Source organism: Vibrio sp. RM-41-2B (genome assembly GCF_024744415.1).
Taxonomy (GTDB): domain Bacteria; phylum Pseudomonadota; class Gammaproteobacteria; order Enterobacterales; family Vibrionaceae; genus Vibrio; species Vibrio diabolicus.
In genome coordinates, this window is record NZ_JAMQWD010000051.1 from 32781 (window position 1) to 52032 (window position 19252).

19 protein-coding genes are annotated in these 19252 nt (G+C 44.4%); 11 read left to right on the forward strand and 8 right to left on the reverse strand.

Annotation, left to right across the window (positions count from 1 at the left end; translation table 11 throughout):
- Positions 1–104: 104 nt before the first annotated feature.
- Positions 105–974, forward strand: coding sequence for a LysR family transcriptional regulator (locus NB463_RS20560; RefSeq protein WP_054866061.1), 870 nt, complete (start codon positions 105–107; stop codon positions 972–974).
- Positions 975–1001: 27 nt separating this feature from the next.
- Here the strand turns inward: NB463_RS20560 and NB463_RS20565 are convergent, their stop codons facing one another.
- The gene (locus NB463_RS20565; RefSeq protein WP_005377871.1) at positions 1002–1232 is read right to left on the reverse strand and encodes a glutaredoxin family protein; all 231 of its coding nucleotides are present in this window, start codon (positions 1230–1232) and stop codon (positions 1002–1004) included.
- Positions 1233–1370: 138 nt separating this feature from the next.
- On the opposite strand from NB463_RS20565, the gene NB463_RS20570 reads away from it, so the two are divergent.
- Entirely contained in the window at positions 1371–1886 is a 516-nt protein-coding gene (locus tag NB463_RS20570; RefSeq protein WP_005377870.1) for a M48 metallopeptidase family protein, read from the forward strand.
- Positions 1873–3000, forward strand: a complete 1128-nt coding sequence (gene rlmF, locus NB463_RS20575; RefSeq protein ID WP_258432383.1) for a 23S rRNA (adenine(1618)-N(6))-methyltransferase RlmF — start codon at positions 1873–1875, stop codon at positions 2998–3000. Before NB463_RS20570 ends, rlmF begins: the two co-directional genes overlap by 14 nt.
- Before the next feature lie 72 nt (positions 3001–3072).
- On the opposite strand, the gene NB463_RS20580 is transcribed toward rlmF, so the two are convergent.
- The 6 genes from NB463_RS20580 to NB463_RS20605 form a co-directional block, all read right to left on the reverse strand.
- A complete protein-coding gene (locus tag NB463_RS20580; protein ID WP_053350410.1) occupies positions 3073–3393 on the reverse strand; it encodes a hypothetical protein in 321 nt (106 codons plus the stop codon).
- Positions 3394–3463: 70 nt separating this feature from the next.
- Positions 3464–5056, reverse strand: a complete 1593-nt coding sequence (locus tag NB463_RS20585) for a S41 family peptidase (RefSeq protein WP_005397753.1) — start codon at positions 5054–5056, stop codon at positions 3464–3466.
- A gap of 361 nt (positions 5057–5417) precedes the next feature.
- The gene (locus NB463_RS20590; protein ID WP_258432545.1) at positions 5418–6182 is read right to left on the reverse strand and encodes a transcriptional regulator; all 765 of its coding nucleotides are present in this window, start codon (positions 6180–6182) and stop codon (positions 5418–5420) included.
- Between the two features lie 30 nt (positions 6183–6212).
- Positions 6213–6887 carry a GntR family transcriptional regulator gene (locus tag NB463_RS20595; RefSeq protein ID WP_005377862.1) on the reverse strand — a complete coding sequence of 225 codons (675 nt, stop codon included), beginning with the start codon at positions 6885–6887 and terminating at the stop codon, positions 6213–6215.
- A 152-nt stretch (positions 6888–7039) separates the two neighbouring features.
- Positions 7040–8572, reverse strand: coding sequence for an aldehyde dehydrogenase (NADP(+)) (locus NB463_RS20600; RefSeq protein WP_258432576.1), 1533 nt, complete (start codon positions 8570–8572; stop codon positions 7040–7042).
- A 21-nt stretch (positions 8573–8593) separates the two neighbouring features.
- Positions 8594–9595 carry a 4-hydroxyproline epimerase gene (locus tag NB463_RS20605; RefSeq protein WP_048626298.1) on the reverse strand — a complete coding sequence of 334 codons (1002 nt, stop codon included), beginning with the start codon at positions 9593–9595 and terminating at the stop codon, positions 8594–8596.
- A gap of 109 nt (positions 9596–9704) precedes the next feature.
- Here NB463_RS20605 and NB463_RS20610 point away from each other — a divergent pair, with 109 nt between their 5' ends.
- The 7 genes from NB463_RS20610 (at position 9705) to NB463_RS20640 (ending at position 17512) form a co-directional block, all read left to right on the forward strand.
- Complete coding sequence (locus NB463_RS20610; RefSeq protein ID WP_258432546.1) at positions 9705–10961, forward strand: NAD(P)/FAD-dependent oxidoreductase; 1257 nt, start codon at positions 9705–9707, stop codon at positions 10959–10961.
- A 121-nt stretch (positions 10962–11082) separates the two neighbouring features.
- Positions 11083–12156, forward strand: a complete 1074-nt coding sequence (locus tag NB463_RS20615; RefSeq protein WP_258432547.1) for a polyamine ABC transporter substrate-binding protein — start codon at positions 11083–11085, stop codon at positions 12154–12156.
- Between the two features lie 87 nt (positions 12157–12243).
- Positions 12244–13218: an ornithine cyclodeaminase family protein gene (locus NB463_RS20620; RefSeq protein WP_258432577.1), complete on the forward strand. Its 975-nt coding sequence runs from the start codon at positions 12244–12246 to the stop codon at positions 13216–13218.
- A 56-nt stretch (positions 13219–13274) separates the two neighbouring features.
- On the forward strand, positions 13275–14189 hold the full coding sequence (locus tag NB463_RS20625; RefSeq protein WP_005377851.1) for a dihydrodipicolinate synthase family protein: 915 nt from the start codon (positions 13275–13277) through the stop codon (positions 14187–14189).
- Between the two features lie 73 nt (positions 14190–14262).
- Positions 14263–15384 (forward strand): ABC transporter ATP-binding protein, encoded by a 1122-nt coding sequence (locus tag NB463_RS20630; RefSeq protein WP_258432548.1) that lies wholly within the window; start codon positions 14263–14265, stop codon positions 15382–15384.
- The gene (locus tag NB463_RS20635) at positions 15381–16661 is read left to right on the forward strand and encodes an ABC transporter permease (protein WP_258432549.1); all 1281 of its coding nucleotides are present in this window, start codon (positions 15381–15383) and stop codon (positions 16659–16661) included. The genes NB463_RS20630 and NB463_RS20635 overlap by 4 nt, the downstream gene beginning before the upstream one ends.
- A gap of 2 nt (positions 16662–16663) precedes the next feature.
- Positions 16664–17512: an ABC transporter permease gene (locus tag NB463_RS20640; RefSeq protein WP_053807319.1), complete on the forward strand. Its 849-nt coding sequence runs from the start codon at positions 16664–16666 to the stop codon at positions 17510–17512.
- A 120-nt stretch (positions 17513–17632) separates the two neighbouring features.
- Here NB463_RS20640 and NB463_RS20645 read toward each other — a convergent pair whose 3' ends face one another.
- Complete coding sequence (locus NB463_RS20645) at positions 17633–18067, reverse strand: hypothetical protein (protein WP_258432550.1); 435 nt, start codon at positions 18065–18067, stop codon at positions 17633–17635.
- A gap of 445 nt (positions 18068–18512) precedes the next feature.
- On the opposite strand from NB463_RS20645, the gene NB463_RS20650 reads away from it, so the two are divergent.
- Positions 18513–19046 (forward strand): DNA repair protein, encoded by a 534-nt coding sequence (locus tag NB463_RS20650; protein WP_258432551.1) that lies wholly within the window; start codon positions 18513–18515, stop codon positions 19044–19046.
- Positions 19047–19252: the final 206 nt, after the last annotated feature.

Genomic DNA, 19252 nt, shown 5'->3' on the forward strand with positions numbered 1-19252 from the left:
ATCCTGCCTAATGTGAGCAAATGGAGAGACTGTGATCAATCTATCAGTTCATTGTAAATTAAAAAAATATATTAAAAATATGGACACCATATACTTTTGATCTAATGGAATCGAAACAACTTAAACATTTTCTGGCGGTCGCTGAACACGGAAACATTACCCATGCGGCGAAAGCCCTGCATATTGCCCAGCCCGCATTAAGCATTTCTATCAAAAAGTTTGAGCAGTCTTTGGGCGTTACCCTATTTCGCCGTGATGATAAAAAAATCAGCTTAACGAAAGAGGGCGAAACGCTACTTGTACATGCTAAGCGGGTGATTCAACAGTTGCACGACGCGCAGCTCGCGATTGATGAGTTGAAAGGTTTAGCGAAAGGCGAAGTAAGGCTCGGGACGCCATCAATGATGGGCAGTTATTTCTTTCCACGAATTGTGATGGCGTTTAAAAGCCAGTTCCCGGAGTTAAAATTGACCTTGGTCGAAGCTGGGACTCAATCGATTCGTCGTATGCTGCTTAATGGTCAACTCGATATCGGTGTGATCAGTTGTGATAATGTGCCTGATGACCTAGAAACTGACCATTTATTTACTAGCCAAATGGTCGCCGTTGTTTCACCTGAGCATGAGTTAGCCCAGCGAGAATCTCTTACTTTTGATGAGTTCTTTGAACACGATTTGGTTATGTTTCAGCATGGCTATTTTCACCGTGAATTTTTGGATCAGGTGAGTGAGGAGCATGGGTTTACCATGAAGTCATCATTCGAGACCAACTTACTGCCTTTGATTTTGAGTATTGTGAAACAAGAGTTTGCGATTACCGCGTTACTGGAATTGGTGACCCAACATGAGTCAGGCGTTGTTGGCGTGCCGTTTGAACCACCAGTGACGCTGGATCTGGCACTTGCTTGGCGCAAGCAAGGGTATTTATCAATAGCAGATCGAACGTTTATCGACTTTATCAAGCGCTACGTTTAAACGCAGCGCAGATTCATCGTTCGAGCACTAGTCGCCTTTGTACATCTTCTCGAAGTTCTTTGGGTTCCAGCCAATCATTACTCGATCACCAATTTTTAAAACTGGCACTGAACGAGCACCAAGCGCATCAAGTTCTTTGCGACCGCGTTGCATCTTAGCATTGCACAAACGATAGTTAATATTTTTCGAATCCAGATAACGTTGAGCATCTTTGCAGTGAGGGCATTTGTCTTTGACGTAAAGAACGACACGTTTCATTGAATTTCTCTCCATTATCATTGGGAGGCGAAGTTTAACGGCCTTTCACCATAAATGAAAGGCGAAAGCTAAGGTGAAACTGTCCTTTATCTCAGGTATATTGAGCGCCTTTATTTTGTCATAACAGACGTTAATTCTATGCATCCGTCACTTCGATACATTCAAGGTTACCCACAAAACATCGTAGAGCAGGTGAGCTCATTGATAGCGAGTGGCAAGTTTGTTCCTTGGTTCGAAAAGCGTTATCCCGATAGGCACCAAATCAAAAGCGAAAGGGCGCTCTATGAGTACGCCATGGCAATCAAAAACCGCTACATGAAGAAAGCTGCGCCAATCAGTAAAGTTGTCTACGATAAGAAAATTCACGCGGTAAACAATGCGCTTGGTTTGCACAGTGTTATCAGTAGAAACCATGGCGGTAAGCTGAAGTCGAAAAACGAGATTCGCATTGCCAATGTATTTAAGGATGCGCCCGAGCCACTATTAAGAATGCTGGTGGTACATGAGTTGGCGCATACTCGTGAGAAAAACCACGACAAGGCGTTCTATCAGCTATGTTGCTACATGGAGCCTGAGTATCACCAACTCGAATTTGATGCTCGTTTGTTTATGATTTACCTCGATTTAAAAGCGAATTTGAATGAAGAACAATAATCACAACGCGAAGCAAGCAAAGCCAAAGGCTTCAAAGGCGGCTCAGAATACAGACGCGAATAAAGCCAAGCCGAAGCGTGTTAAAGACAAAGTTGCGCGCAAATCTCCGCAGCCTGCAGGAAAGAGCGAAGTCGAGTTCATAAAAATAGCGAAGAATGGTTTGCATGAGCGTAATGTTCATCGAGGTCGTTACGATTTTAAAAAACTCGTGGAAAGTGAACCACAGTTAAAGCCATTCGTTATCAAAAATCCGAAAGGGGAAGACTCCATAAACTTCTCTGATCCTAACGCTGTTAAAATGCTCAATAAAGCATTGCTTGCTGCGTATTATGGTATCGAGTTCTGGGACATTCCCGACACCTACCTTTGCCCACCGATTCCGGGCCGCGCTGATTACATTCACCGAGTGGCAGAGCTACTTGATGGTGAAGTAAAAGGTCAGTACACGCACCAAAAAGTGAAAGCGTTGGACATTGGCGTGGGAGCAAACTGTATTTATCCGATTGTTGGTGTAACAAAATACGGTTGGCACTATACGGGCAGCGATGTCGATCCAAAATCCATCCAATCGGCTCAAACGATCGTAGAGCACAATCGTGTTTTGACGGGAAAAATTGCACTAATACAGCAACACAATGATGCCAATATTTATCGAGGTATCATTCAACCGAATGATCGTTATGATGTGACGACATGTAATCCGCCATTCCACCGTTCGGCGGAAGATGCCGCTATGGGCAGCCAGCGTAAAATCGATAATCTAAAAGCAAACCAGCGTAAGAAAGGGCTAAAACCTCAAACCGCACCAGTAAAGACAAGTAAGCCTGCGTTGAATTTTGGCGGTCAAAACGCTGAATTGTGGTGTGAAGGCGGAGAAGCGGCGTTTATCCGAAAAATGGCGAATGAAAGCCAAGCTTTTGCCGCGCAGGTCTTGTGGTTTACAACACTCATATCCAAAAAAGACAACGTTCGCCCGATGCGCAAGCAGCTTGAAAAATTGGGTGTGAAAGCCATTCGTGTGGTTGAAATGAGCCAAGGACAGAAAGTGAGCCGCTTTGTAGCTTGGTCATACATGGATAAGCAACAGCGCAAAGCATGGATTGAACTAAAGTAACGTTGACCGTTTCACACTGAACAATAAAGTAGGAAGCCCGCTGATATCAGCGGGCTTCTCTTTTTGGGAGATCTAAAACTTAATGATGGGCTCACAATCTAGTGAACTGAGAGTGACAAAGGTATCTGTTTTGGCGTAATACAAGCCACAGGTTTCACCTCTTATCTGCAACGTATATTGGTCTGGAAGATCCGTATAGCTGCCATCCAACAGTTGATTGTTATTCCCTTTTACTCGTCCTTTTTCAATCAACAAATGCGGTGAAGATTCAAATACGTTATTTGCGATTCTAGGTGCTGGTGTCCCTTGGATTTCTGCGATCGCATTTTGAATCTCTATGACTGTTTCCGGAGAGTTCTTTTTACTCAATGCTTCAACGGGTTCTTGTGACATAGCTTGACATCCTATCAAAGAAATCGAAGTGCCTAAGAAAAGCGCAACCCGAATCAGCATTCGTAAAAAGTTAGTTGATCTCAACATGAATTGCCTCTGTTCGTAGCGGAGAGCGAAGATCGCTTAACTCCGGAGATGAAATGTTACGCGGCATGGCGTTGAAACTTGAAGAGGAGACTGGCGGACAGGTTCCTGTTTCCATGTAGTTTAGTGCCGCAGAAAGCATACCTTCAGACGGATCGCCTAATGGTTTTGTTAGGTCATCATTGACCCAGCAACCTTCCACTCTATTGTTTAAGCCTAGCTCGGTATTGATTTGGCTCTTTGGAGTAGGAATAAAACCATCAGAGAAATCGCCAAATTTTTTCTCGTTCGCTGACTTGAACTGAATAGTGTAGTACATAGTGCCGCAGTTTTGTTCTGCTGAGAACCCATACGGTTTACCTGTGGTTGTTGAGCCTATTTGGATAACCTCAACATCAATGCCGCGCAAAGCGTTGATCAACAGTTCACTTGAGGAAGCCGTGCCTCCTGAAGTCAGCACATATACGCGCTTTTTGTTCAGTGTCGGCAGCACTTGGTCCGAATACTTTTGTGCTGCCCAGTCTATTGCTAGATTCGTAAAGCGATAGATGTTATCCCCATCTTTAATGGTACGCATCACTTTGTCGTTGTGAATCAACTCACTGAAGACTCGGTTCTGACCAGCACCGCTTAGCATGTAGCCTACTTGCGAGGACTGAAGGACTAAGCCACCGCCGTTGTAACGTAAATCAACGACGATCTCGTCAACATTCTCTGCCGAGAGCGTACTGAACGCCTCAATAAGTGGGGCTTGAGCGCTTGGTTCAAATGAGTTGTATTGTAGATAGCCGATCTGCATACCATTGTGTGCGATCACTTTGGCATTTTTAACTGGAGAAGTCATGACATCAGAGGCGGTAAGCGTCACGGTTTTCTTTAGGCCGTCAACACTCTCAAATGTGAAGGTGTAATCTTGATTGATGTCAGGGTTAAACAGCGTTCTATTAATAAAATCAATGTCGGACTGACTACCGGTGTTAACCACATCAATATTATTGATTTTTAGAAGCTTATCACCACGAGCAATGCCGCTTCTATCCGCTGGAGAGGCTTCTTCAGTATAGGAGATACGAACGTCTCTAGGTTGTACGCCGCGTAGGAATGCCCAGTTAAAACCAAACCCAGCGACTAAACCAGATTGCGATGACTTCATATCATCTTCATAAGGGACGGTAAAGTGGAAGCGATCTTTCGGTTTACCAGTCGTGGTAGTAGCAGAGGTGACCAATGTGTTGAAGTAATCCGTCACGGTTTTGTAGTTTGCTGGATTATTATCAGGAACTTCGTCATACCAAAGGTAAGTTTCGTTAGTAAAAGCTCTTAAAAAGAGTTTTTCGTGTAAAGCAGAACCTAATTCATCTGGATAGGCGGCATAATTGTTATATGGGTCTCGACCCACTCGTGGGGTTTCACATTGGTTGACAAACGAGCTTGATGGTTGGCTAAAATCACCGGCTTTCCATGTTGGTCCGGTTGCGCTGCTAGTTGACGGAGTAGATGAACCATCACCGCCGCCACCGCCACAACCTTGTAATAATGCGAGAGTGACTGCCGTTGCTAAAGAATACTTAAATTTCACTTTTCTATGTCCTTATAAATAATAGAATTATAATTATCTGTTTTGCTTTTTTATTAGCTAGATGAATGTATTAATTTAATTTGTTCGTCTGCAAATTTATAGTTAAATAGTGTGAGGTAAATAACGTAAAAAAGTTGTCTTTTATACTTAAGCTAAATTAGTCATTACTTAAGTTTTCTGTCTATTTCAAAATAGCTAACAAGACCATTAGTAAGTGTGAAATTAAGACAAGCTCTTAGTTGACGACGCGATGCTCGCTAAATAAAAAATCAGAATTAGATTCAGGAAACGCTTTGAATCAATAGTTTGGTAGGGATATATGATGTTATCTGGGATTTGTTTGATTTATTTATCTGATGCTTTAACTTAATTTAGTGAGTTGAGCGACGTGCTTTAATAAGCTTCCGTCAATGTTGGGTAAATCATCAGCGAAAAATATCTGAGCGCCGGGAGTGCAGCGCATTAATATATTTGTTAGTTCACCTTCATTGTTGGAAGTGTTAACTGCGTTAAGTTTCGCTAATTTATTACAAAGCTCGTCCTCTATTTGCACTTTTTGCTCTTCGGTGAGCCTAATACGACCGACACACACACCTGGGTTGATGTTATGAGAAAGCGACTCTTGTTGAAATCGCTCTTTGAATAAGGTGTCCAATGCGGTACCTTCTTCCATAATAAATCGACGACCAGAACGGTAAAACAAGCCGTCTCCGAAGTTTTCGACATATCCTAGAATTTCCGCGATACGTAAATAGAATCGTAAGCTTGTATCAGAAAGTTCGTAAGTTTGGGCTATCTCTTGCGGTTTAATATCACGAGAAGTCAGCATATAAATAAAATCAAGTAAATAAGGATGCTCAACGAAAAGGGCGCTCTCTTCATCTGTTAGCATTTGCTCGTTTTGGTGCTGAAGCTCGTTGGCTAAGGTTGCGAGTTCGATGAGATCGGTATTCAGGTAGTTCAGATAAATAAGTACTTTATCCAAACCTAAAGCAGGATTATGTAGGTGGCGTTTAATACTAGATAAAGGGATGCCACTTTTCTCTGACAAGGAATTATAGCAAAGCCCTTCTTCTTTAATCTTTTGTCGTAGCGCTGCAAGTAAAAACTTTGGTCCAACATTCATCCTTGAATATCACCTTATTCGTTATTCCGTTTACTGGCTGATATTTTGCCTTTCAAGCAGCAGGTTTCGAATCGCTGTGCCTGCTTCTAGAATGTGTTTTTTCAGCAGGTACTTGGCGCCTTCTATATCGCGATTTTGGCACATTTCAAACAAGCTTAAGTGCTCTTCTTCTGCCTTTTTAATGCCTGTTGTGAACAATAGCTGCATACGTATGTATCGGTCACACTTTGTGTTCAAGTTGTAAATGACGTCCATAGTTTCAGGCATGTTGGCTGGCGCATATAGGGCTTTGTGGAACTCGTAGTTGTAGTTGCTCCATTCTTCTACTTCGTCGCCACTGTTCACTACTGACTCGAAACGTTCGCGAACTTCTCGCGCGCGTTCTAGGTCAGCGTCCGTCATGTTCTGAATCGCACGCTCTAAAATGTGGCACTCCACGACAGCGCGCAGTTCAAATAGCTCATTGATTTTCTCTGGAGATAGCTCGGTGACCGTCGCACCTTTGTGAGGTTCAAAGCTAACGAGTCCTTGTGCTTCCAATTGAACTAACGCTTCACGCACAGGAATTCGGCTAACATTAAACTCTTTTGCTAACGCATCTTGACGTAAAGGTTGACCAGTTTTTAACTCGCCCTTCAAGATCTGAGTTCGAATTGCTTCCTCAACGAGCTGAGTGCGCGTTTTAAAAACAGGTTTCTGTGACATTGAAGTCTCCCGTGAAATTAATATTGTATCCAATCCATTTTACTTTAGTAGTTTATTGTTTTTCTGGCACAAACCAACTAGGAAAGAAGGTTTTGAGAAGTAGAGTGAAATAAAAGGCATCAGTTGATGCCTTTTTGAGCCATTTGGTGAGCTTATTGGGACACTCTGCCATCTATGGCGCGTTGAATACCCAGTGGGTTCGACGCTTTTAATGAATCCGGCAATAAAGATTCTGGCAAAGCTTGATAAGCGACCGGACGCAACCAACGATGAATAGCCTCCGCACCGACAGATGTTGAGGCAGAATTGGTTGAAGCAGGATATGGTCCACCATGAACCATAGCGTAACCAACCTCGACGCCAGTTGGCCAACCGTTGAATACAAGGCGTCCGGCGATTTCTTCCAAACTTGGAAGCAGTTGCTTGGCTTGTTCTTCGTCTTCAGCGGTAGCGTGAAGGGTTGCGGTGAGCGAGCCAGTCAGTGAATCACTCAGTTTCAACATGTTATCGAAATCTTCACAGATTACGATTAACGATTGAGGACCAAATATTTCTTCCTCCCATTGTGGGTTTTTACGCCAGTTTTTACTGTCCGTCACGAACAGTACTGGTGCGACATTGGTCACTTCTGCTTGTTCAGAGCGAGTTACATTAATGCCCGTTTCGGAAGCTCGCTTGTTAACTTCTGATTCATACGTTTCTCGGATTCCTTGCGTTAGCAAAGTGGCCGTTGATTGTTGTCGAATTAACCCTTGAGCAGTTTCGATAAAGGCTTGCGTTTCTGGGCTATTCAAGACAAGTACAACGCCTGGTTTTGTACAAAATTGTCCACAGCCCAAAGTCATAGAAGCCACAAACTCTTCAGCCAATGATGCGTTTGCTCGTATGGCTGAAGGGAGAATAAATGTTGGGTTAATCGCCCCTAGTTCGCCATAGAAGGGGATTGGCTCTGGTCTTTGCTGAGCTAGGTTAAACAGCGCACGGCCACCACCGACTGAGCCTGTAAAACCAACCCCTTTAATTTTTGGATGGGTAACGAGTGCTTGGCCAAGTGCGCGTTTGTTGCCTTGCAATAGCGTGAAGATGGCTTGCGGTAAGCACTCTTTCTCCAGTGCAGCCTCAATACACTCAGCAACAAGTTGACTGGTGCCAGGGTGGGCGGTATGGCCTTTTACAATCACAGGACAGCCAGCTGCCAGTGCCGAAGCCGTATCACCACCTGCAGTAGAAAATGCGAGCGGAAAATTAGACGCACCAAACACGGCGACAGGGCCAATTGCGATTTGCTGACGACGAATATCTGGTTTCGGCAGTGGTTGACGGTCTGGGTTTGGCGTATCGAAAATTGCTTGATGGTGATTACCCGAGCTCACAACCTCGGCAAATAGTCGTAATTGGTTGGCGGTACGTCCTATTTCACCGCTTAAACGTGCTTCGGGAAGGGCAGTTTCTAAATGAGCACGAGCAACGATTTCTTCACTCTTCACTTCCAATTCAGAGGCGATAGAGCAAAGTAAGCTCGCTCGCTTTGCATTGCTTAGTTGGCGAAACTCACGCGCAACGTTTTGGGCGGCTGAGGCGGCTTGATTAACTTCTTGCTCTCCATGTACCGGAAACGCTGTGGGTAGAGGCTCACCAGTAAAGGCGTTGACTGCGTAAAAAGTGGTTGGTTCTTGTGGGTTCATCATTCTTCCTTACTATCCTTATTACTTCACTTCAAATCCGTACGCATATGGGTCTTCATCGTCTACCCATATCGTGTTGTGACCGTATACTTGTGCCCATCCTTCAATACTTGGCAAAATAGCGGCTTTGCCATTCACTTCGGTAATGCCTTCTATACGTCCTTGAAATAGGCTGCCGATGATACTTTCGTGAACAAAGTCTTCTCCTTGATTGAGTTTGCCTCTTGCATGCCATTGCGCCATGCGCGCACTAGTGCCCGTACCACATGGCGAGCGATCCAACGCTTTGTCGCCGTAAAACACAGCATTTCGAGCGGTGGCGTTTTCTTGAGTGGGCTCTCCGGTCCATAGCACGTGAGAAACACCGCACACTGTTGGATCTTCTGGATGTACGCACTCAACCGCTCGAGATACCGCTTCGCGAACTTTTGGAGAAAGCATCAAAATTTCATCTGGAGAGTAGTGTTCAAGTCCGGCGTAGTTATCTTGAGGGTCGACGATTACGTAATAGTTTCCGCCATAAGCAACATCGACGGTGAGCTCACCTAAGCCCTCTATGTCCACGGTTACGTCTTGGTGGGCAAGGTAAGCTGGTACGTTAAATATCTTTACCGACGTGACCTTGTCACCTTTTGTTTGGTAGTGCACTTCGATTTGTCCTGCTGGGACATCAAGTATCAAACGACCTTCTTTTTTGGGAGTGATAAGGCGATTCTCGATAGCGGTGGTGACGGTTCCAATGGTGCCGTGGCCACACATTGGTAAGCAGCCACTGGTTTCAATAAACAGAATTGAAGCGTCTGCGTTATCGCTGCAAGGAGGCAAGACAACGGACCCCGACATCATTGAGTGGCCGCGAGGCTCAAACATGAGTGCCTGACGAATCCAATCATAATGCTCCAGAAAGTATTGGCGCTTTTCGCTCATGGTATTGCCTTCGAGTGGAGGCACACCACCTGCTACCAGCCTAACTGGGTTGCCGCAGGTGTGGGCATCAATACAGAAAAAAGTTCCTTGTCTCATTCTTCGCTCCTTGCTGAAAAAATGGTTGAATTAAACAATAGTGATGTTAACGTAATGTAAAATATATTGTATACAATCTACGTTTTCAAGTGTGACTCGGAGCATATTTATGTTGGTCAAGGATGAAACCAAAAAGGAAAGGATCGCCGTGATAGGTGCGGGGATTATCGGCTTATCAATTGGATTGAAGTTGCAGCAGCAAGGTTATCAAGTCACGATTTTTGATCCCAATGGCGTGGGGAATGGATGCTCTAAGGGAAATGCAGGTCATATCGCGACTGAGCAAATCTTCCCTCTTGCAACGCCAGCGCTGCTTCCACAATTACCTAAAATGCTGCTAGATCCCAAAAGTCCGGTTTCGATCCGTTGGCAAGATATTCCAAGCACTATCGGGTGGATGATTCGTTTTCTATTACAAACAAAGCCATCAGCCGCGGAGCAGGCAAAAAACGCGATTAAAACTCTTAACGAGCGGTCAGTGGCAAGTTGGCGTGGCGTGCTTGATTCAATCGGAAAAGCGCATCTAATAAAAATGAATGGTTCATTGCTCACTTTTGAAAACGAGAAACTGTTTAAAGACTACCAAAGTACGCTTAACTCACTGGCTAAAAACGGTGTGGCGTATCAAGTTTGGACGCAAGAGGCGATTCGAAAGCGGATACCTGATCTCAGCCATAAGGTTCGTGTCGGAGTCTTTTTTCCCGATACAGGACATACGCTAGACCCTTATCAGATCTGTGTTGAGCTAAGTGAAGCTTTTGAAGCTCTTGGCGGTAAGATTTTACAAAAAGGTGTATCTGCGTTGGAGAAAAATGGTGATGTGTTGGTTGAGTCTCAAACACATTCATTTGACCGAATCATTGTTGCCGCTGGTGTACATTCTAAGCTTTTGATACGGCAACTAACCGGAGTCAAAGTGCCTATTCAAGCCGAGCGAGGTTATCACCTAATGGTGGACGACAAGCATGATGTACTGCCATTTCCTATTAGCTCTGCCGATAGAAAATTCATCATGACTCCGATGTCTGGTGGGCTACGCTTGGCAGGCACTGTTGAGTATGCCGATGTAGAGTCACCACCCAATATGAAACGTTCAAAAATGCTTTTTAAGTTAGGTGATGAGATGTTTGAATCGGGGTTACATCCACTCAAGCAAGGAGAAAAGTGGATGGGTAATCGGCCTTCAACAGTCGACTCGTTACCGGTTATTGATAGCATTTGGGATGGAAATGTATTACTGGCATTTGGCCACCAACACCTTGGATTAACTCAAGCGGCGATTACGGCAGATCTCCTTTTAGAGCTTATCGAAGGAAAGCCGACATCGATTGATCTTTCACCTTTTTCACTACAACGATTCGCCTGAAAATTTAATATTAAATATTGTATAAAATATATCAAATGCTAATGTTAACTTAATTTTAACAAAGATGGTGTCCAACAGCCGTATTCGGATGCCTCCAGAAAACAACCAAAAGGAGTAAAACATGTCACGAATGACCAAAGCACCATTGGCGCTGTTGATTTCAGGAATGCTGTTGGGGACCTCTGCTTATGCTGAAGACAAATTGACGGTCGTATCTTGGGGTGGTGCATTCACCAAGAGCCAAGTGGAGGCATATCACAAGCCTTTCATTAAAAAAACAGGTGTCGAGATCGTATCCGAGGATTTCAGCGGCGGATTAGCCGAAATTAAAGCGCAGGTGGAAGCGAACAACGTGCGCTGGGATTTGGTTTCTCTCGACAAGCCAGACATTGTTCGTGGTTGCACCGAAGGGTTACTAGAACCAGTGAGCCCAAGTATTTTGCCTCCGGGCGCAGATGGAACACCAGCACAAGAGGATTTCATTGATGGTGCGATTCACGAATGCGCAATCAATACCATCGTTGTGTCCACAGTATTAGCGGTGAACGAAGACGCATTTAAAGGTAAGGCTTTGCCTAGCAAGTTGACCGATCTCTTTGACCTAAAAACTTTTCCAGGTCGACGTGCATTGCAAAAACAACCTCAGGGTAATCTTGAGTGGGCACTATTGGCTGATGGTGTAAAACCAGAAGAGGTCTACAGCCTGCTCGAAACCGAAGCCGGGCGTGAGCGTGCGTTTGCTAAGTTGGATACGATCAAATCAGAAGTGCTGTGGTGGACAACAGGAGCCCAGCCACCTCAAATGCTTGCAGACAAAGAAGTGGTGATCGCCTCGGCGTTTAACGGCCGAATTCACAATGCCCGTAAAGATGAAGGTCAACCATTTCGGATTATATGGGACCGTCAAATGGGTTACATGAATGGATGGGCGATACCTAAAGGGAGTGAGAACACAAAGCTTGCATTGGACTTCATTGCTTTTTCTTCAGGAACAAAACCATTAGCTGATCAAGCTAAGTACGTTGCCTATGGGCCTACGCGTAAGTCGTCTTCGGCGGAGGTGAACCCAGACATTTTAGCGAACCTTCCTACCGCACCTCAAAACTTCCAAACCGCCTTCCTGATTAACGATGAATGGTGGTCAGACTACGCAGATGAACTAAATGAAGAGTTTAATACCTGGCTGCTTAACTAGGCGTTAATTTGTGTATGGGGCCAAGTTTTCATCCATAAGTGAGGTTCCGTACTTTTCCTCAACTGTATTTATGTTTTCGGAGAAATGATGAAAGTCATCGAAGCACAGCAAGTCGCGCAATGTTTAACAATGGAGTCTCTTATTGAAACGATGCGTGAAATGTACTCGCGGCCAGCAACAATACCTCAACGCCGAGTCATGCCCTTAGAAGAGGGAGAATACGAGGCGTTTGCGCTACTTCCAGCTTGGAACCAGGAGTTGATTGCGGTGAAAGCCTTTACGTATTTCCCGCATAATCCCGAGCAAGGCAAAGATACGCTTGCATCTAAGCTGCTTGTTTTCAGACGAAACGATGGTGAGCCGCTCGCACTCGTGGACGGTAAAGTTTTAACGTTTTGGCGCACCGCCGCAGCTTCTGCGTTGGCAGCGGACTATTTAGCGCGTCCCGATGCTGATCGTCTGTTGATCTTCGGAACGGGCAATCTTGCGCCTTATTTTGCGTGGGCATACGCTGCGGTTCGCCCACTTAAGCTGGTTTATATTTGGGGGCGTAACTCAGACAAAGCCGAGGCGACGGTAGATGCCATTGTGTCATCTTCAGAGTATCAGTCGCTTCCTGATGAGCGTCGGTTCCGTGTTTCAGTCGTAGAAAATGTGGACCACGTTATCAAACACGTTGACATCATCAGCTGTATTACCGCATCAGCAGAGCCTTTGTTTAATGGCGCAGACGTGCAGCCGGGCACCCATATTGATTTGGTCGGTAATCATGACTTGGATAAGCGTGAATGCGACTCCGAAGCAGTGCAACGAGCACAGGTGTATGTTGATAGCCGTATTAATGTATTAGCCGAAGCGGGCGATCTTCTCATTCCAATTCAAGAGGGCGTGTTCACGTCAGACGATATCAAAGGGGAATTACCGCAGCTTTGCGCCCAACAAATCTCAGGACGTCAAAACGATGAGGTCATTACTTTATACAAATCAGTTGGCAGTGCTTTGGCTGATTTGGCCGCTGTAAAGGCGGTGTTGTTAGAAAATGGCATAGATAGCCATGTCTGAGCATTTTCGCTCGTTCATTTAAATTGCATATAATATACATATAAGGAAAGTAGTTCATGAAAATTGATTGGAAAGGTGTTTATCCGGCGGTCAGTACGCAATTTCGTCAAGATCAGTCAATTGACTTAGACGCAACGCAAACCGTTATAGACAACCAGATTAAAGATGGTGTGAATGGCATTATCTGCTTGGGTACTGTCGGTGAGAACTGCGCGTTGTACCCGGAGGAGAAACGCCAGGTTTTGCAAGCGGCAAAAGAAGTCGTAAATGGCCGTGTGCCTTTGATTGCTGGTACAGCAGAGTCTATTACCACAGCAGCTGTTGATTACATGCAGGATGCGTACAAAATTGGTATCGATGGTTGTATGGTGATGCCTGCCATGGTTTACCGCACGTCTGAGAGCGAAACGTTCGAATATTACCGCACGCTAGCAGAAGCAACGCCAGAAATGCCAATCATGATTTACAACAACCCGGTTGCTTATGGTGTCGATGTAAACCTCGATATCATGGCGAAACTGGCTGAGTTTGAAAGTATTGTAGCTATCAAAGAGTCGACCACTGATACTCGTCGTATCACCGAGCTTTACAATAAATTTGATGACCGCTTTACCGTGTTCAGTGGTGTTGATGACATCGCTCTTGAATCATTGATGCTAGGTGCGACCGGCTGGATTTCTGGTTTAACCAACGCATTCCCAGAAGAGTCCGTTGCGATTTATAAACTGGCAAGCCAAGGTCGTTATGCTGAAGCGTTAGAGATCTACCGTTGGTTCTTACCCCTACTGCGTTTAGACACCATTCCTACGCTGGTTCAGTGCATAAAATTGGCCGAGCAAGTCTGCGGACGTGGCTCTGAACAAGTTCGTGCGCCACGCCAACTCTTACAAGGTGAAGAGCGTCAACAAGTCATTCAAATGGTTGAACATGCGTTAGAAACCCGCTTAGACCTATCCAAATACAATCTGTAATTGTGCTGTTTAGTAGAGCGTTAACTGACGCTCTACTCATTCGTAATATTCAAAAAATGAGAAGAGGGAAGTCATGAGCACGGAAAACAAGGACTATGTCAGCTTTCAACACGTTAAGAAAACCTACGATGGCACGAATTTGGTGGTGAAAGACTTCAACTTAGATATTGCTCCTGGAGAGTTCGTTACTATGTTGGGGCCGTCAGGATCGGGCAAGACCACTTGCTTGATGATGCTAGCAGGCTTTGAAACTGCGACCGGTGGAAACATTTATATCGATGGCGTTCCTGTCAATCATCTCGCGCCGCACAAGCGTGATATTGGTATGGTGTTTCAAAACTATGCGTTGTTTCCACATATGACCATTGCTGAGAATCTTGCGTTTCCTTTAAAAGTGCGAAAACTCGACAGTGACACGATTCAAAGCAAAGTTCAGAGTGCATTAGAAATGGTCGAGCTTGAGCATGTTGCGACTCGATACCCAAAGCAGTTATCAGGTGGTCAACAACAGCGCGTCGCGTTAGCGCGAGCATTAGTGTTTGAGCCTAAACTCGTGTTGATGGATGAACCACTAGGCGCGTTAGATAAGCAGCTGCGCGAGCAAATGCAGATGGAAATTAAACATTTGCATGAAAAGCTTGGCATTACCATTTTGTATGTGACGCACGATCAAGACGAAGCTCTCACTATGTCCGACCGTATTGCGGTTTTTAATCACGGCGAAGTGCAACAACTCGCGACACCAACCGAGCTTTATGAATCTCCGAGTAATACGTTTGTTGCGCAGTTTATTGGAGAAAACAACCAACTCTTAGGTTTAGTCAAAGAGTGGAACGGAAAGTATTGCCAAGTGCTCGTTGGGAAAGAGTTATTTACTGCGAAACCTGTCAGAGTCTCTGAGCAAGGGCAGAGGACAACACTTTCCATTCGACCAGAAAAGATTGTTATTCAACCAGAGAAAGCGTCTTGTGAGAACCAAGTCTCGGGTGTCTTACGAGAATTGATTTATCACGGTGATCATTATCGTCTGGTCGTCGAAGTAGAGAGCGTTGGTCACTTCATCGTTAAAGTACCTAACGATAATCGTAAACACTTGCAGTTAACGCCTGGCTCAATTTGTCGTATTGGTTGGCAAAGTGACGATTGCCATGCTCTTGATGGGACACAAACTCAAAGTAGCGAGGTAGCAGCATGAGTCGAGAGCTAACCGCATTAGATTCTGTATTGGAAATCGAACGTCAAGTTCATCAACAAGAAACCAATCTTAAAGCGCAGTTGCAAAAGGCGGAGCGCCGAAAAAAGCTTCGCTCCATTATGCTCACAACGCCATTGGTGTGTTTTATTCTGCTTACGTTTGCTTTTCCTATCCTCGACATGCTTTATCGAAGCGTGGATAACCGAGAAATATCCCAGTCACTGCCACAAACTATTCAAGCCTTGGAAAGTTGGGATTATCAAGGTCAGCCTCATCAAGAAGTCATTGAGGCATTCTCTGTTGAAGTACTTGCGCTTTATCAAAGCAAAGAGCTACCGAAAATAGCCAGCCGGATGAATATTGAAGAGTCTGGTATGCGCAGCTTATTGATGAAAACAGGTAGAAAGTTGTCTCGTTTGACGTCGCTGCCTAGCTCGGTGACACAGTTGGCCAAGCTTGATAAGCGATGGACTAATCCTAAATATTGGGCGGCGTTTAAGAATCTTAGTGGCGCACTAACATTCAGTCATTATCTTGCTGCGCTAGACTTGCAAGTGAATGAGTTTGGAGACATTGAGCCCCAACCAGAAAAACGCCAAATATACGTCGACCTTTTCTTTAAAACTTTTTGGATGTCTATTTCAATCACCTTAATTTGTTTGGTGATGGCGTACCCCGTTGCTTACCTGCTTGCCAATTTACCTGATAAGCGCGCGAACTTACTTTTAATCATTGTACTGCTGCCATTTTGGACGTCATTATTAGTCAGAACCACGTCTTGGATTGTTCTGCTGCAAAACCAAGGGGTCATTAATGATCTCCTTATTTGGTCGGGTTTTACTTCCGAACGAATTCAGATGATTCACAATACCTTCGGAACGGTGGTGTCTATGGTTCACATTCTGCTGCCGTTTATGATCCTGCCTCTGTACAGCGTAATGAAAGGAATTAGCCCAACTTATTTCCGTGCCGCTCGTTCTCTAGGCGCGACGCCTTTCATTGCGTTCATCAAAGTTTATATGCCGCTTACGTTACCGGGGATAGGTGCGGGGGCCTTGCTCACTTTCATTCTTTCTATTGGTTTCTACATTACGCCCGCTTTGGTTGGTGGAAGAAGCGGACAGATGATATCCAATATGATTGCCTATCATATGCAGACATCACTGAACTGGGGGATGGCTGGCGCATTGGGTGGACTGCTTTTGTTCGTTGTACTGGTTCTGTTTTATATATTCAACCGTGTGGTTGGCATGAATAACCTTAAGGTAGGAGGATAACCATGGCATTACCAAACTATGCATCAAAAGTAGAGCGAGTCGCTTACGCAGGCTACTTAGTTTTTTGTGGGTTGGTGCTGTTCTTTTTAATCGCTCCGATTCTGACCATCATCCCGTTATCGTTTAATGCAACGCCTTACTTTACTTTTACCGAGGGGATGCTAAACCTTGATTCGGCAGCGTATTCTACTCGCTGGTATCAAGAAATGTTTACTAGTGATCAGTGGCTGTTGGCGCTGAAAAACAGCACGTTCATTGCTTTTATGGCGACACTCGTTGCAACAGGGCTAGGAACTCTGGCGGCGTTGGGTTTAGCAAGTAGTAACTTGCCTTTTCGTAATACGATTATGGCGCTGTTGATCTCACCCATGATCGTACCAGTCATTATCTCTGCTGCTGCGATGTACTTTTTCTACACACGCCTTGGCTTGTCACAAACTTATTTAGGCGTCATTTTGGCACACGCTGCGTTAGGTACGCCTTTTGTCGTCATTACCGTTACTGCGACGTTAAGCGGCTTTGACCATAGCTTGGTAAAAGCGGCGGCTAGCTTAGGCGTAAACCCTGTTTATACTTTCAGACACATTACCTTTCCGCTGATTCGTCCAGGGATGATATCTGGCGGCTTGTTTGCTTTTGGCACTTCGTTCGACGAGGTTGTGGTGGCGTTATTCCTGACTGGGGCAGAACAAAAAACCGTTCCGAGGCAGATGTGGTCAGGAATTCGAGAGCAAATTAGTCCGACCATATTGGCGGTCGCTACGTTGCTGATTTTTATGTCGGTGTGTTTGCTCGTGACTTTAGAAGTTCTACGTAGGCGTAATGTACGCATTCGAGGCATTCAAGAATAACCAAACTTTTTCTTTGTTGCTCGCTATGCACTTTTGTTTAGGGGCTCCTCAATTTTTGACCAAATGCGCCTCATTGTAGGCGCTTATATTTTGTGTTTATCGTCAGCGATGACTGACATGTCACTCTTGTAGATTAATGCCAGCCTGCTCGAAACGTGCCAAAGGCGACTTGTTTGATCGCTGATACCAACTAGCTGGCATGTTTGGTTTAAGTCGGGCTTTTTCTTCCTTGCTAATCACAACATAGTGCAAAAATGTATTAAGTGTGGTTACCATCACGTCAAATGTCATTTCCCCATCTTTGCTGATGGCTTTCAATAATCCAACGACGGTTTCCTCAGAGACTAACGGTTCAACCACCGCCTTTTTTCGCTCTTTTATTGATGTTGAAGCGGGCAGTGTTGCACGTGCCGTCTCCCAACAAACTTTGTTGGTTTTACTGACAAGGTTGTGCTTGTAGCAGTAGTAACTGAATAAAAAGCGTGGCAGGTTTTGCCAGCGTTCGGCTTGGACTTCTAACCAAAGGTGTTGTAGCTCAATATCAGCGTCGGTCATAAATATTATGGAAGATTATTAAAGTAGTGGCATTCTAACGTTTCATCAGCGATGCCGTCTATGATTCGGTTACTTCCCATCTTTATGTTGACACTTTGATTTTCAATGAAACAGTGACTTCTTATTACTGTAAATAGTGAGTGATTTGTCCAGTTTCTGACATTAGTGTTTGACTTAGGTAGTAGAGTGTGGGCGTTTTTTGTTTTGAAGCGTCAATATACATCATCACATACTCACGTCTTACTCTTTCTGAAATAAATACTTTTATCAAAGTAACTGTGTGATTTTCATTCAAATAGTATGTGTTTCATGGTGATGAAAATTCTGTTTATTGCGCTACAATCGAGTGTCGTTCGTAGAATGTAGCCTAATGACGAAAACCTTGCGTCTTCTATCTGGCTTTTTGTGTGCTACTTTTTAATAAGTATCTTTTGGGTGGGTTTTTATGTTTGGAGTTAAAAGAAATACTGCTATCTCTGGCTTGTACCAAGCGAGTGAACTTAAAGCAAAGCTGTTCTCCAAGGAGTTGGAAATCTTAAGACTTAGAGCTGAAACTGAGTTTAATAAAGTGCTTGATGAGCTACTAAGAATTAAAGATAACAATTCAAGGCTTCGTGAAAGTGGGCTTATTGATAAGCTTGAGCAAGAGAAGTCTAAATGGAACAGTGATCAGCTCAAAGACATCGAGCAACGTATAAGTAATGTCGAGTTCTGTATTAAGGATTGTGCTTTATATGTCAGCAACATTGAGTCCCAATTCGCTGAGGATAGCGCTTTAGGATATGGTGAACTGAGCAGTCGTTCCCTTGAAGACGAGTTGGAAACACTATCTTTTAGTAAGATCCTTAACGCATCTGCACATGAGTACTTTTATAACTCTAAAGAGTATGAAATGTACCTTGAAAACACACCAAATACCGAATTTTTGCACGCGTTAAAAGAGCAAATTACCGCACTCTTCGACCACAAAGCAGCCTAGAACCTACAAAGTATTCGCCTATTGCCCGATTCCTTCTGCAGGGGCTTTGATTCGCGAATTTTTACCGACCCGCTTTGGAGTATACCTAGCCATTTAACGTGCTGGGTATACTCGTTTAACTACACGTTTCTTCTCTAGCTCACCTCTATTTTTTAACAAATACGAATTTTAAAAGCTCACTCCGTGTTCCTTCTGGTACCAAAAAC